This window comes from Thalassotalea montiporae, assembly GCF_053485855.1.
The window spans coordinates 15602-30421 of record NZ_JBQRUO010000013.1 but is presented as its reverse complement, the minus strand read 5'-3'; the positions used below and the strand labels follow the sequence as shown (position 1 = coordinate 30421).

Annotated in this window: 12 protein-coding genes; 7 read left to right on the top strand and 5 right to left on the bottom strand. The window is 42.3% G+C overall.

Annotation, left to right across the window (positions count from 1 at the left end; all coding sequences use genetic code 11):
* Positions 1-129: 129 nt before the first annotated feature.
* Positions 130-861 carry an FRG domain-containing protein gene (locus ACSLUR_RS19010; RefSeq protein WP_448556905.1) on the bottom strand — a complete coding sequence of 244 codons (732 nt, stop codon included), beginning with the start codon at positions 859-861 and terminating at the stop codon, positions 130-132.
* Between the two features lie 456 nt (positions 862-1317).
* Positions 1318-1875 carry a hypothetical protein gene (locus tag ACSLUR_RS19005; RefSeq protein WP_448556904.1) on the bottom strand — a complete coding sequence of 186 codons (558 nt, stop codon included), beginning with the start codon at positions 1873-1875 and terminating at the stop codon, positions 1318-1320.
* Positions 1876-2463: 588 nt separating this feature from the next.
* Here ACSLUR_RS19005 and ACSLUR_RS19000 point away from each other — a divergent pair.
* A complete protein-coding gene (locus tag ACSLUR_RS19000) occupies positions 2464-3426 on the top strand; it encodes an integron integrase (RefSeq protein ID WP_448556902.1) in 963 nt (320 codons plus the stop codon).
* A gap of 113 nt (positions 3427-3539) precedes the next feature.
* Here ACSLUR_RS19000 and ACSLUR_RS18995 read toward each other — a convergent pair whose 3' ends face one another.
* Both ACSLUR_RS18995 and ACSLUR_RS18990 read right to left on the bottom strand, forming a co-directional pair.
* On the bottom strand, positions 3540-5129 hold the full coding sequence (locus tag ACSLUR_RS18995) for an ABC-F family ATPase (RefSeq protein WP_448556900.1): 1590 nt from the start codon (positions 5127-5129) through the stop codon (positions 3540-3542).
* A gap of 102 nt (positions 5130-5231) precedes the next feature.
* Positions 5232-7652 (bottom strand): YgiQ family radical SAM protein, encoded by a 2421-nt coding sequence (locus ACSLUR_RS18990; protein WP_448556898.1) that lies wholly within the window; start codon positions 7650-7652, stop codon positions 5232-5234.
* A gap of 371 nt (positions 7653-8023) precedes the next feature.
* Here ACSLUR_RS18990 and ACSLUR_RS18985 point away from each other — a divergent pair, with 371 nt between their 5' ends.
* The 4 genes from ACSLUR_RS18985 (at position 8024) to ACSLUR_RS18970 (ending at position 11544) form a co-directional block, all read left to right on the top strand.
* Complete coding sequence (locus tag ACSLUR_RS18985; protein ID WP_448556896.1) at positions 8024-9235, top strand: EAL and HDOD domain-containing protein; 1212 nt, start codon at positions 8024-8026, stop codon at positions 9233-9235.
* 315 nt (positions 9236-9550) lie between these two features.
* Entirely contained in the window at positions 9551-10279 is a 729-nt protein-coding gene (locus ACSLUR_RS18980; RefSeq protein WP_448556894.1) for a substrate-binding periplasmic protein, read from the top strand.
* A gap of 99 nt (positions 10280-10378) precedes the next feature.
* Positions 10379-10855: a CidA/LrgA family protein gene (locus tag ACSLUR_RS18975; protein ID WP_448556892.1), complete on the top strand. Its 477-nt coding sequence runs from the start codon at positions 10379-10381 to the stop codon at positions 10853-10855.
* Entirely contained in the window at positions 10840-11544 is a 705-nt protein-coding gene (locus tag ACSLUR_RS18970; RefSeq protein WP_448556890.1) for an LrgB family protein, read from the top strand. The genes ACSLUR_RS18975 and ACSLUR_RS18970 overlap by 16 nt, the downstream gene beginning before the upstream one ends.
* A 70-nt stretch (positions 11545-11614) precedes the next feature.
* Here the strand turns inward: ACSLUR_RS18970 and rrtA are convergent, their stop codons facing one another.
* Positions 11615-12241: a rhombosortase gene (gene rrtA, locus ACSLUR_RS18965; RefSeq protein ID WP_448556888.1), complete on the bottom strand. Its 627-nt coding sequence runs from the start codon at positions 12239-12241 to the stop codon at positions 11615-11617.
* Between the two features lie 43 nt (positions 12242-12284).
* Between rrtA and ACSLUR_RS18960 the strand changes: the two genes are divergently transcribed.
* Together ACSLUR_RS18960 and ggt are read left to right on the top strand one after the other, a co-directional pair.
* The gene (locus ACSLUR_RS18960) at positions 12285-12896 is read left to right on the top strand and encodes a tRNA-uridine aminocarboxypropyltransferase (protein WP_448556887.1); all 612 of its coding nucleotides are present in this window, start codon (positions 12285-12287) and stop codon (positions 12894-12896) included.
* 93 nt (positions 12897-12989) lie between these two features.
* Positions 12990-14747: a gamma-glutamyltransferase gene (gene ggt / locus ACSLUR_RS18955; protein ID WP_448556885.1), complete on the top strand. Its 1758-nt coding sequence runs from the start codon at positions 12990-12992 to the stop codon at positions 14745-14747.
* Positions 14748-14820 lie beyond the last annotated feature (73 nt).

Genomic DNA, 14820 nt, shown 5'->3' with positions numbered 1-14820 from the left:
TCAACTGGGTAAAACCATGTTTTTCTGGGGTTGGTATATCTGGGCATAATAGCCTCCTCATTGAGATAAGGAGGTGTCCACTAAAACGGGGGAACTGCAGCGTCCTTTTGAGTAACTTGTTAGCTGTATTTACTCTTCATCCTTTAATTTAGAAAAACGACGTTCAAGGTGCTGACACAAGCCATCGATATCAGGAAAAACGGTAGAGTGATTAACCCCCATCATTTTTAAAGATTTTCGAATCGAAGCAAAATGTTCCGCTGGTACGATGAACTTGCTTAATTTATTTTTAAACTTAGTGTTATTTTCTAGCCGGATCATCTGTCCATCAGAGTTAATTCGATGGACAGTAAATGCCCCAGCTTGTGCAGATATTCTTTTAGAAACAACTCTTGAGCGAAATATTTTGGTAAGTTTATTACTTAGAGGATCTTCAATTTTTTCTGTATTTCTAAAATCTGAAATTTCTGGCTTTAACACCCAAACTACACCATGTCGATCTTCAATTGGTTCTTTTTGAACAGCAAACCAAAGAGCAATTAAAGCACTGTAAGTCCAATCGAGTAATCGAGTTGGTAATCCATGGTGTTGTGCTAAAGCAAGCCAATCCCAGTTATTTATTGGTTCAAATTCTGCTAGAGGTAAGGATGCTCTTTTGAACTCATCGAGCATCAACTTTTCTACTTTCCTAATTTCACCATTTAAATTTAATCTGGCTAATTTAGGGCGAAGTGGGCGATCTTGTCTTTGCCCACGAAATAATAAATCAGAATGATTTCCTAAACTTTCGATTTCACCCTTAATTATTTCGACTTGATCAATAAAGTTAGATAATGACTTTATCTCTATTGTTTCAGGCATGTTAATACTTCCCTATACAGCTAACGCCGCAATAAGCGGCAAGTGAAGCTTGGCTAAAATCGGCGAGGAACGAGCACGAGCCAAGCGTAACGTGTCCGTTTAATTGCCTTGTTATGTAAATTCTTCTTACTTTACCGAGGGTTGGGTTAAAAGCCAAACTCAGAAAGTAATTGAACCCAGCCTGCCAGCTACTCTCCACCACAACACACTGAATCTGAATTTTGAGCCGCAAGCTGTTGTTGGAAAATACACTAAGTACTAACGGCGATAAATACATGAACGTGCAGATAAGTTCAGAAAAGGGTGCTTTATTTGATTAACTTTCATCCTTGATAATGTGGTGGTACATAACGCCACATTAAGCGGCTATTTATAGTTGGCTAAAATATGTGAGGCACGAACAATAGCCAACTGTAAATTGTCCGTTTGAATGTCTTGTTAGCTTTACATTGCTAGTTACATGGTAAAACCTTTATATACAGCGCCTGCAATAAGTACTAGAAAAAAAGCAAACACTAAAGGAGCAATAAATTTAAATGACTGATACTTAGTCGTTTTATCACTTTCTAGTAGTTTGGTGATTATTGATGCAACTATAATTCCGCTGACTGCTGGAATAAAAATATCTAAGCCAAGCTTTTCTTTTAATACGATCTTCAAAATGCTTAGCATTACAATATTTGAAATAATAGATTTCACTATTGTCTTGCGTGTTTCAGTGTCTATTTTAAATAAACCAATAAGTGAAATAGCTGCTACAAGGATAAAGTTAATTTGTATTGAATCTAACTGTAATCCTGTATTTGACAGTACTGACTGCATAGGAGTAATAACAAAATTTTCATGAAAATTTATGCCATCTAAAATAAAACCTTTCCATTTAATAACTGCGTCAGCAATTGAAGCAATCGAGCTAACTGATAGCAATACAGAAATAGCAATCCAAACTTTAACGATCGGTGTCGATTGCCTCCAAACTTTTTTAGCTTCTTTAATATCGTTATTAATAGTCAATTTAAACTCCATGCCTTCAGTTCATCGAGTAAAGCTAACGCCGCAATAAGCGGCAAGTGAAGCTTGGCTAAAATCGGCGAGGAACGAGCACGAGCCAAGCGTAACGTGTCCGTTTAATTGCCTTGTTATGTAAATTCTTCTTACTTTACCGAGGGTTGGGTTAAAAGCCAAACTCAGAAAGTAATTGAACCCAGCCTGCCAGCTACTCTCCACCACAACACACTGAATCTGAATTTTGAGCCGCAAGCTGTTGTTGGAAAATACACTAAGTACTAACGGCGATAAATACATGAACGTGCAGATAAGTTCAGAAAAGGGTGCTTTATTTGATTAACTTTCATCCTTGATAATGTGGTGGTACATAACAGTTTATTAGAAGGCAAATTGCGCGCTTTCCACACTCCGCCTCTAATTTTTAGTTTATTAATATTTACTTTAACGAATAGTACTTTTCTTTACTAGCCAATAACTTAACAAATGCGATAAAACATATGTTTGTTAAAAGCGTGCAATTTGCGCGCTTTCACCGCGGAAAGGAGGATTTATGCTAAGCTGTATATAAATACAGTTTATTTGTTAAGGATAACGATGAAATCTCCCTACTTACGTTTTGTTGCGGAGCAGATGCGAGCACGTAGATACGCGAAAAGAACCATTGAATCTTATACCTATTGGATTAAGGCATACATAAACTTCAACCATAAGAAACATCCACAAGATTGTCACAATAGCGAAGTAGAGCAGTTTCTCTCTTTTTTGAGTAATCAAATGCACGTCGCACCGAGAACTCAAGCTGTTGCGTTAAATGCACTGGTTTATTTGTATAAGCATATCGTCGAAAACCCTTTAACACTGTCGTTAAGTTTTAATCGTACTAAAGGTCAACAAAAACTCCCTGTGGTATTAACCCAACAAGAAGTATCGACTTTGTTTACCTGCATAACTCCCGCTTACCTATTACCGTGCAAATTAATGTACGGCAGTGGTTTAAGGTTGATGGAAGTTGTGAGGTTGCGTATTCAGGATATTGACTTCGATTACCATTCAATCTGTGTTTGGCAGGGTAAAGGCGGAAAAAACAGGCGAGTGACTTTAGCAAAAGAGTTGGTGGTAGCTCTTAAGCGGCAAATTGAATCTGCCAAACATTTCTTTGAAAAAGACATTGAGTCTACTGTTTATGCAGGCGTGTATTTGCCTTATGGGTATGAACGAAAGAACCCATCCGCGAAGTTCGAGTTAGGTTGGCATTATCTGTTTCCTTCTGCGCGTCTTAGCGCTGATCCCGAAACAGGAGAAATAAGGCGGCATCACATTGATCATACTGTTTTGCGTAAAGCGGTTAAGCAAGCGAGGTTGCACTCGGGAATAGATAAACAAGTGACTTGTCATACCTTGCGTCATTCTTTTGCAACGCATTTATTACAACGCGGCACTGATATTCGTACAATCCAAGAGCAGCTTGGTCATTCTGATCTAAGAACCACTCAAATTTATACCCACGTGATTGAGCAAGGCGCAAATGGGGTAAGAAGCCCTCTGTCTGACCTATAGAAATCTGATTTACAAAAGCCCTGACTTACAAAATCAGTCAGAAAAAGCCGCTAAGCTGCGCAAAAATAGGGCAGTTCAGCGGCTTTTAATTCAGTTACTTAGGCAGTAAAAGATTATTTGCTTTGCGAGGCTAAGTATTCGTCGTAAGTACCGGCAAAATCGATATACCCATCGGCAGTGATTTCGATAATGCGTGTTGCCAAGCTTGAAACAAATTCACGGTCATGTGATACGAAAACCAAAGAGCCTTCAAATTGCTCCAACGCCATATTTAATGACTCGATCGATTCCATATCCAAGTGGTTGGTTGGCTCGTCCATCACCAGAATATTTGGCTTTTGCATCATAAGCTTGCCAAACAACATACGACCTTGCTCACCACCAGATAGCACTTTTACCGACTTTTTAATATCGTCGGCTGAGAACAACATTCGGCCTAAGAAGCCGCGAATCGTTTGCTCATCGTCACCTTCTTTACGCCATTGGCTCATCCAGTCGAATAGGTTCATGTCTTCTTCAAATTCGTGAGCGTGATCTTGCGCGTAGTAACCAATGTTGTGGTTTTCTGACCATTTCACTTCACCCGAATCTGGGGTTAATTCGCTCATTAAGGTACGTAAGAAAGTGGTTTTACCAACACCGTTCTCACCAATAACCGCAATGCGCTCACCCACTTCTGCCATTAAGTTGATGTTTTTTAGCACGTGTAAATCGTCAAAGCTTTTGTTTAAGCCTTCAATTTCAATTACGTTTCTGAACAAGGGCTTTTCTTGTTCAAAGCGGATGAATGGATTAACACGGCTGGAAGCTTTTACTTCATCTAATTGAATTTTATCAATTTGCTTAGCGCGTGAAGTGGCTTGTTTCGCTTTAGAAGCGTTGGCCGAGAAGCGTGCTACGAACGATTTTAGCTCGGCAATTTGTGCTTGTTTCTTCGCGTTGTCAGCCAATAGGCGAGCGCGGGCTTGCGTAGCCGCTAGCATATATTCGTCGTAGTTGCCTGGGTAAACACGAAGCTCGCCGTAGTCTAAATCTGCCATGTGAGTACACACTGAGTTTAAGAAGTGACGGTCATGGGAAATAATGATCATGGTTGAGTCACGTTCGTTTAAAGTGTCTTCAAGCCACTTGATGGTGTGAATATCCAAGTTGTTGGTTGGCTCGTCCAGTAGCAGAATATCTGGATCAGAAAACAGCGCTTGGGCAAGTAACACACGTAGTTTCCAGCCCGGTGCAACTTCACTCATTTTGCCGTAGTGCTGCTCGGTAGGAATACCCACGCCAAGCAGTAATTCACCAGCGCGGCTTTCTGCACTGTAACCGTCCATTTCTGCGTAAAGTGATTCCAAATCGCCAACGCGCATACCGTCTTCTTCGCTCATTTCTGGCAAGGCGTAAATGCGATCGCGCTCTTCTTTCACTGCCCATAACTCGGTGTGACCCATAATAACGGTATCAACTACCGAGTAGTCTTCGAAAGCAAACTGGTCTTGGCGAAGCTTACCTATGCGATCGTTTTGATCTAGGCTGATGTTGCCGCCAGTTGGCTCTAAATCGCTACCTAAAATTTTCATAAAGGTAGATTTACCACAGCCATTGGCACCGATAAGACCATAGCGGTTACCGTTACCAAATTTTTGTGAAATGTTTTCAAACAGCGGCTTAGCACCAAACTGTTGGGTTATATTGTTTGCAATTAGCACGTGATATTTTCCTTAGTGGAGCGGCTAGCGATTGCATGCCAGCGCTCGCAATTTAGATAATTTTAAATCTGTTTAGTCTTGTTTAAGCAGCCAGTGCTGTCGTTAGCGCTGGCGTCGTTTATTCTTGTTTGCTGCTGGTTTTTCACCAGAGAACCTTGCCTTAGAACTATTAGGCTTCGAGCTATTTGCCTTCGAACTATTTGGTTTTGAATGATTAGGTTTAGGCTGGTTACGCTTATCATTAGGGCGCTTTTTACCGCCAGTGCCTGATTTTTTATCGTCACCTTGTCTATCAGTAAACTGGTCGCTACTAAAGCGAGTTAACCCTTTCTTGCCACGGTTGTTCGAGCTGCGTTTTACGCCTTCGCCTTTTTTATAGCCTTGCGCATTATTTTTGCCTTTACCGCCTTTTTTGTGATGCTGATAGCTACCTTCTTGCTTGCTCTCAGCCGGCACTAAACAACCGGGTTTGTTACCAATAAGCTTGTGGGCTAAGCCCATTTTGGCTAAGGCTTCACGAATAAGCGGCCAGTTGTTTGGATCGTGATAACGCAATATCGCTTTGTGCAGTCGGCGTTGGCGTCCACCTTTAGGTACAGGCACGCTGTCACTGTTTTTTCTAACATTGCGCAGTGAGTCGATTTCCGTGTGATATAGCGTTGTCGCGTTGGCGAGTGGTGACGGGTAAAAGTTTTGTACCTGATCAAGCTTAAAGTCATTCTCTTTTAGCCATAATGCCAAGTTCACCATATCCATATCTGTGGTGCCCGGATGCGCCGAGATAAAATACGGGATCAAATACTGCTTTTTACCTGCCGCTTTTGAATATTTGTCGAAAAGCTCTTTAAAACGATAGTAGCTGCCCATACCGGGCTTCATCATTTTGTTGAGCGGACCTTCTTCGGTATGCTCAGGAGCAATTTTTAAGTAGCCGCCAACATGATGCTCAGCGAGTTCTTTCACATAAGCAGGGTCTTTTACTGCAAGGTCATATCGTACACCCGAGGCAATCAACACTTTTTTAATGCCTTTAACATTACGGGCTTTACGATAAAGGTTAATGGTTGGCGTATGGTCGGTATCTAAATGACCACAAATGGTCGGCCAAACACAACTTGGCTTGCGACACGTAGCCTCAGCTTTCGGGCTTTTACAGCGCAACTGATACATATTCGCGGTTGGGCCGCCTAAATCAGAAATAACGCCAGTAAAGCCCGGCACTTTTTCTTTTATATCTTCAATTTCTTGTAAAATTGACTCTTCTGAGCGCGATTGAATAATACGGCCTTCATGCTCGGTAATGGAACAGAAAGTACAGCCTCCGAAACAGCCACGCATGATATTAATTGACGTTTTGATCATGTCGTAGGCAGGAATTTTTGCCTTGCCATATGTTGGGTGTGGCACACGTTGATATGGCAGGCCAAATACGCCATCCATTTCCGCTTCTGATAGCGGGTAAGCAGGCGGGTTTAACCAGATAATGCGGTCGGCATGTTTTTGCACTAACGGTTTCGCACTGCCGGGATTTACTTCTTGGTGGAAAATTCGCGAGGCATGGGCGTACAGCATTTTGTTATCGCGCACTTGCTCAAAGGTTGGCAAGTTAATGTAAGTGGTTTCCCACGGCTTACTTTTCTTTTCCCACGTTTTATTTCTGAAGTCGGCTATCTGAATAGGTTGCGCTGCTTTGGTGATATCTTTTTCTGGTTCAACCGTTTTTGCGCCACTTTTAGCCGAGTCGCAAGCCTCACTGGCTGTCGTGTCAATATAAGGGCTTGGGATTGGGTCAATTTTCCCCGGTTTGTCAATTGAGCGAGAATCGATGCCTTTCCAGCCGGGTAGGGCGTGCTTGGCTAAAAATGCGGTACCGCGCACGTCAGTAATGGTACTAACGTCTTCACCACGGGCGATACGGTGGCTAACTTCTACCAAAGGGCGCTCGGCATTGCCGTAAATTAAAATATCGGCCTTGGCATCAAATAAAATTGAGCGACGTACCTTTTCTGACCAATAATCATAATGAGCGATACGGCGCAGGCTCGCTTCAATACCGCCGAGCACTACGGGCACATCTTTATAGGCTTCTTTACAGCGCTGCGAATAAACAAGGGTTGCGCGATCGGGGCGTTTACCCCCTTCGTTATTTGGGGTGTAAGCATCGTCGTGGCGTAAACGTCGCTCAGCGGTATAGCGATTGATCATTGAGTCCATATTGCCTGCAGTTACGCCGAAATATAGATTTGGTTTACCCAGCTGCATAAAGGCTTCTTTAGAATGCCAATCAGGCTGGGCAATAATGCCTACGCGAAAGCCTTGCGATTCCAGCATACGACCAATCACCGCCATACCAAAGCTTGGATGATCAACATAGGCGTCGCCCGTTACCAAAATAATATCGCAGCTATCCCAGCCGAGTTCGTCCATTTCTGCCCGTGACATTGGCAAAAATGGCGCCGTGCCATAGCATTCTGCCCAGTATTTTGGGTACTCAAACAAGGTGGTTTTCGGCTGTGGAATCATTAAGTTGACCTATATCTAACCTATGTATAAATAATCAATCGCTAGTAATTGTTAGCTAATTGACCGCTAAATCGCTAGCAGGCGCGCGATTATAGCAAACTAAATGATCTGTGTTTAGCGCCAACTTTCTTTAAACAATTCGATAGCTTAGTAAATTACGACTAAGCTTTGTTTTAGTTAGAGTTTTTTGTATCTGCTGAATTCATCGGCAAATGAACGCGGTTGGTGACAAGTGGTTTACATTTTCTTAACGGAAAAAATAAGGTATTTTATGTCGCCATTACAACAGTACTAACAATATTACGCACGATACCGTGCGCAATAACCCGCGTAATACCGCGTGACAATGTATCAGGAATTTAAACACTATCATGTATAGTACCTATATTGCTCGACAGGCAATTTTAGACAGAAATGCCAACACCATTGGCTATGAGTTGTTGTTTCGCGACAGCCCTAAAAATGAGTTTCCACTGATTGACCCTGACGTTGCCAGTTCGAAACTAATTATTCAAAACCATATACATGGCGATATCGAAGCCATCACTATGGGTAAAACGGCATTTATTAATTTTACCGAAGAGTGCCTAGTCAATAAGTTTCCTTTGTTGTTTGATCCCAATTCGATTGTTATCGAAATTATGAGTAAGGGAAGCGATATCGCTCGACTGCTTAAATTAGCAAAATTGTATCATCAACGTGGCTACCAGCTAGCTTTAACCGAATACGATACCGATCCTAAGTGGGATATCTTCTTCCCGTACATTGCCTTTATTAAGGTTGATATTGACGTTATTAACCCAAAGCGCTTGTTTGCTGTGACCGAGCGCTTAAAGCCGCATGATATTAAGTTGGTTGCCGAAAAAGTTGAAAGTAACTTGCAGTTATTGTCGTTGGTTGAAGTAGGTTTTAATTATTACCAAGGTTACTTTTATCACGAGCCAGAAATCATTGAAGGGCAGACTTTAGCGCCTGTTAAAGCGCAAATGATGCAGTTAATGAATGAGGCATTTAAGACCCCGTTAGATTACGACGCGATTGCCGATATCATTAGTCATGATGTGCAATTAAGCGTTGGCTTGCTGAAAATGGTCAACAATGTTGCGACAGGAACTCGTGTAGAAATCACTTCACTAAAACAGGCAGTTGCTTACTTGGGTGAAGAAAAAGTTCGTCAGTTTGTTTCTATTTTGGCGCTGTCAAAACTTACCACAGAAAAAACGGAAGAAGCGGCAAAACAAGCGCTGGTGACTGCAAAGTTGATGGAGGCGATCGCCAGCCAAGGAATGTTTGTCGAAATCAAAGATTTGGCTTTTATTACTGGGCTATTAAGTTCGATTGACGTGGTGCTGGGCCAGCCGATTAGTGAAGTGGTTAAGCAAATTCCACTAGCGCAACAAATTGAGTTGGCGTTACTAGGTAAAGATGGATTGTTAGGTGAATTGTTGCAGCTCACCACAAGCTATATTCTTGGCAATAGTGACGACATCAATAGCTTAATTGATACCTACATGTTAGACGCGCAGGTAATTCATCAAGAATTTGTGGCGGCGAGCAAATGGTGTCAAAGCTTTTCTAATTAACTTCTAGTTAAGCTTCAACGTTAGTTTCAACTTCAGTGATCTAGCAGAGCTGAGTGCAGTCGAATTAAGGTATGTAAAGCTCATAGTAGCTAGCAGGCCAAAATGAGAAAAGCCTGCTAGTTATCTAAATTGGTATTGGCACTGTATTTATGAAAAGTACTTATCGCAAGCACTTATGAAAATATGCCTGATATCCATAAGTCGCCAGAAAAAAGGAAAATTTCTAGCTGAAATTTTGAACAATTTAGCGGGTTATCTTAAAATCTAGTTACTTTAGCCCGTCTAATAGCGAATAACTTGTCCATCAAAGCCTTATTGACAACTACGTTTCTCATCTTCTCGGTATTTTGCACAAAAACTCCGGCACGCGAGCACATCAACATTGGCTATGGTGTGAACAACAGCCCACCTTATGCGTTAATTGAGCAGGAACAGCTAGCGGGAGGTGTGATTTATGACATTGCAGTACTGTTGGCTAAAGAGCTCGATTTAGACATTAATTTTGTATTGCTCCCCAGAACGAGAGTTGAGCAATATTTGCTTGATGGCACATTAGATGTTTACTTTATTTCGAACCCAAAGTGGATAACCGCACCTGAAATTATTTGGTCAGAGCCAATGTTTGATGAACAAAACGTTATTGTTCAACTCAGTGGTGAACAAGATTTTACAAAACTTAGTGATCTTTATGAGAAGCGCATAGGTACTGTACACGGCTATATTTATCCGGCCTTAACAGGTGCGTTCGAGCGACAAGATATTTATCGGTCCGATGTAAAGTCACTGCAAGATAACTTTCAACGTCTCGATAAGGGCTGGATTGATGGCTTTGTTGGCTCTGATATTTTGATTCACCATGCATTGCAAAAAAGTGGTGAAGACGAACGCTTTCAAATAGCCAGTTATTTGGTCAGTCACCATGAAATTCGTACGGCGATATCACCAAAGTCTAAAATTTCTGTTGCTAAACTGCTTGCGGTTATCAATCGCTTAACGTCAGACGGTGTCATTGACAAAATATTAGCGGGTTATATCGAACATTAACCTCGGGGTTAATGACAAGTATAAAATTGATTATTATCATAGGTTTTCTAACTCTTTTGTTTTATCGGCCAGCGAAAATCGTGGCCTAAGTCTTCTCTTTTGCATTATAAAAATAGCTTATACAGCCTAGCGGCAATCTTTATCTGCCTCGCGCTAGGATATCTCACTTTCGCCGTATTTGATTTACTGCCAGCGAGCTTATATGGCATGTGTTACTTTGCCTTTGGTTTACATTTAAATGTATTTGATGCAAAGCGCGTCGCAGACACAGTCAGTTTTATGATCAAAAACATCAGCGTTTGTTTCGTGCCTGCCGGCGTTGGCATTATGAATTACTTTGACCTGATCAGGGCGAGTGGCTGGCAATTGTTGCTGTTTACCATTATTTCGACCTTTGCGCTGATGATAATCGTCGGCTGGCTTTATCAAACGGCGACAACAGGGAAAAGCCGAAAACGTGGCCAACTGGTTTCAAAATCAACACCTGACTCGCTAACGGACAAGCCGCCAACGTCCAAGCCACGAACACCTAAGCCACCAAGTGAAAGGGAGCAAGCCTTATGGCGAGTGCGCTAATACTCGAATTTATCGTGTACTGTTTGCTGACTTTAGTGATTTATCAAGCATGTGCAAAGCTCCAGCAACGCACCAAGCGCATTTGGCTCAACCCTATGGTATTAGCCATGTTGGTTATCATTCCGTTATTGCTGATTAATAACATCAGCTATGAGCAATATTACCAATACACTCAGGTTTACACTTTCTTACTAGAACCTGCTGTGGTTGCGCTAGGCTTTCCGTTATATCAGCAATTGCACACCATACGAGATGAAATAACGCATGTTTCTTGGGTGCTCTCGGTCGCAATTATCATTATGCTAGGTGCTAATTTGGGCATGGCGATGTGGTTGTTCCAACAGCAAGATGTGGCGGTGTCGCTATCGTTAAAATCAGTAACTACGCCAATTGGCTTAGCGTTAACGGAACAATTAAAAGGTGTGGCAGCGATTACCGCGGTTGGCATTATTGTCGCCGGTGTAGCTGGTGCTGTATTGGGTCCTAAATTGCTTAACGCGCTAGGCATTAGCGATAGTAAATCGCAAGGGTTAGCGATTGGTTGTGCAAGCCACGCATTGGGTACGGCGACTATTACGTCAATTAGCTATCAGCACGGCGCATTTGCCTCGCTTGCATTGATTTTATCTGCGTTATTAACGGCGATTTTCTCGCCTGTGCTAACGCCAATTATATTTAGCTTGCTTTAGCCCAAATAAGGGAAAAAACCAAATACCTGAATAGCTAAATGAGTAGCGATAGAACTAGGCTAATCGATAGTCAGACGCGCTTGTTAAACTTCTTGAGATAGTGAGCAAAATAGCCGAGTGCGAAGAATAAGGTACCGGCTATTGCACCTGCAAGATGCGCATCAATGGCGACAGAGGCATCTATTAATGTGGCGATATGATCGCTGGCCCCTTGCGTTTGTTCCATCATCACTTTTACCCAAAGCCCTAAAAACAAAAATATCCCTGTTTTTTCATTGTTTTCAACGTCTTTTAACGCCCCCCAAGCAAATAAACTATGCAGTACCCCAGATAAGCCAACATAATGGCTTAAATCGCCAAAAACCAATAAATAGAGGCTAATAAATAGCATAGAGAAAATAATCAGGGCGGCATACAAAAACACATGATAAAAATGTCGATGTAACGCGGTGATAAGCGCCAAGCCCGCGATATTAAGTAGCAAGTGAATGCCATTTGTGTGAAATAAATGGCCAGTGAAAAGGCGCCAATACTCGCCGCCGTGAATCGCGCTGCGATAAAAATCGAAGCTGGCAACGTGCTGTTCAAAAAGATAGGCAATCAAAATAGCTGCAAGAATTAGCAAAGCGCCCGCTAATTGCTGCCAAGTTGAGCGATCAATATAGGTAGAGGAAAACAAGCTTTGTAATTTGTCCAAGCTAATTTACTATTTGCCGCTAGTGTAATGAGTTGAGAGAAACATGGCTAGAGCCACATGTGATAATTGCCAAAGACCGCCTGCTCGGTGTATTTGCCATTATGTCGCTAAGGTTAATAACCAAGCTGAGATTGTAATACTTCAACATCCCAAAGAAGTTGATCACCCAAAAGGCAGTGCAGACTTGCTGTTAACGTCATTATCAAATAGCCGCCGTTTTGTGGGCGAGAAATTTGACGAACACGCTGACTTTCAAGCCTTTCTTAGCGGCATGCTTAACGAAGAAAGTAACTTAATTAGGAAAAAATTCTATGTCATGTTTCCGGGTGAGCATTCGAGCGAGATATCTGCCAAGGTTAACGCACAACCAGAAGAAACTATATTGATTGTGATTGATGGTACTTGGAAAAAAGCTTACAAAATGTTCCAACTGTCGACATGCTTGCACCAACTGCCGCAATTGCATTTACCGAGTGGTTTAGCGAGTTGTTACGATATTCGTAAAACACAGAAAGAAAATGCGTTATCAACCTTAGAAGCAAGTTGTTACGCATTGGGCATTCTAGAGCAAAACACAGAAAACTACGCCAGTTTGTTAGAAAACTTTGCGCAATACAATCAACATCAGTTATCGTTTAGAAAATCAGCGCGTTAATATGGGTATTGATACACGGGTTAATGCACGCAATGATGCACGTTCAGCGGTTTATCAAACAATTCATCAAATAATTATCAGGTAGTCAGGTTAATGAAAAAACACTTTTTATCCTTGAGTCTGTTAAGCATTGCCTTAACTTGTTCATTTAGCAGTGCAGCCTTTAGTGAAGTTAAAGTTCGTGAAACTAGAGAGCCAGAAGCGGCTACGGGGCTAACCCAAAAGCAAGTAGTGGTTGGTAATGATTATATGGTGGCTGCTGCTAACCCTTATGCGAGCCAAGCTGGCTACAACATTTTGGCAAAAGGTGGCAGTGCGGTGGATGCCGTAATTGCCGTGCAGTTAGTGTTAACACTGGTTGAGCCGCAATCATCAGGCATTGGTGGCGGTGCATTTATTTTGCACTGGGATCAAGCCAATAAACAATTAACAACGGTTGATGGCCGTGAAACTGCGCCAGCGAAAGCGTCTTCTGATATGTTTCTTGATAAATCAGGTAAACCAATCAAATGGATTGACGCTGTGGTTGGTGGGCGCTCAGTGGGCGTACCTGGCGTACTAAGCGGGTTAAAAGCAGCACACGATAAATATGGTAAGTTACCTTGGGCAGCATTATTTGACGAGGCAATAACCTTAGCCGACCAAGGTTTTGTTGTATCGCCGCGATTAGAAAAATTGGTCGCGATGAAGTTTAACCCCGGCATTGTAAAGTTACCGGAAATTGCTAATTACTTTTTTCCTAACGGTGAGCCTATTAAAGCAGGGCAGCGCTTGGTCAACAAACCGTTAGCTGAAGTTTACCGCACTATCGCTCGCGAGGGCGTTGAGGCGTTTTATCAAGGTAAAATTGCCCAAGACATCGTTAATGCGGTTCACAACGCAGAAATCGCACCAGGCAGTTTATCGCTCAAAGATATGAAAGATTATCAGCCAAAATGGCGAGAAGCAGTTTGTGGCGACTATCACAGTTATCAAGTGTGTGGCATGGCACCACCAAGCTCAGGTGGTATTGCGGTTATCCAAATTTTGAAGCAGCTTGAACCTTTCAAGTTGTCAAAACTGGCGTATGACAGCGCACAGCCGTGGCATTTATTTACACAAAGCTCGCGTTTAGCCTTTGCTGACCGAGATAAATATGTCGCTGACCAAGATTTTGTGACAGTACCTACACAGGCATTGTTGGCAGACACATACTTAGATCAGCGAGCCATGTTAATTCAGACAGAAAAAGACATGGGGACAGCGCAAGCAGGACAGCCAGTTGCCCTTAGCTACGCGACAAATGATAGCTTTGAACTGCCGTCTACTAGCCATATTTCAATTGTTGATGGCGATGGTAACGCAATTTCCATGACTACAAGTGTTGAAATGGCATTTGGCTCAGCGGTGATGGTGCATGGCTTTATCCTCAATAATCAATTGACAGATTTTGCGTTATCTCCAGAGCGCAATGGGCAACCGGTTGCCAACCGCGTTGAGCCGTTTAAGCGCCCAAGAAGCTCGATGGCGCCTATGATGGTATTTAACCCTGATGGTAGCCTAAAACTTGTCGTTGGCTCACCAGGTGGTAGCCGTATTATTAACTATGTTGCGCAAACTATTGTCGGCGTTTTAGATTGGCAGTTAAATCCTCAGCAAGCGATAAATTTACCGAAAATTACCAACCGCAATAAGGTGACAACACTGGAAAAGGGGACTGCCATTGCTGCGCTTATAGGTGAGTTTGAAGCGAAAGGACACAAAGTGATGGTGCGTGACCTAAACAGTGGTGTACATGCCATTGAAGTGAAAAATGGCAAGCTATATGGCGGCGCAGACCCTCGTCGTGAAGGTAAGGTCATAGCCAAGTAGGTGTAGAATTAAATTAATTCGCTAAGGATTATCAACAAAACAAAAGGGCTTCCAACAGGAAGCCCTTTTTGCT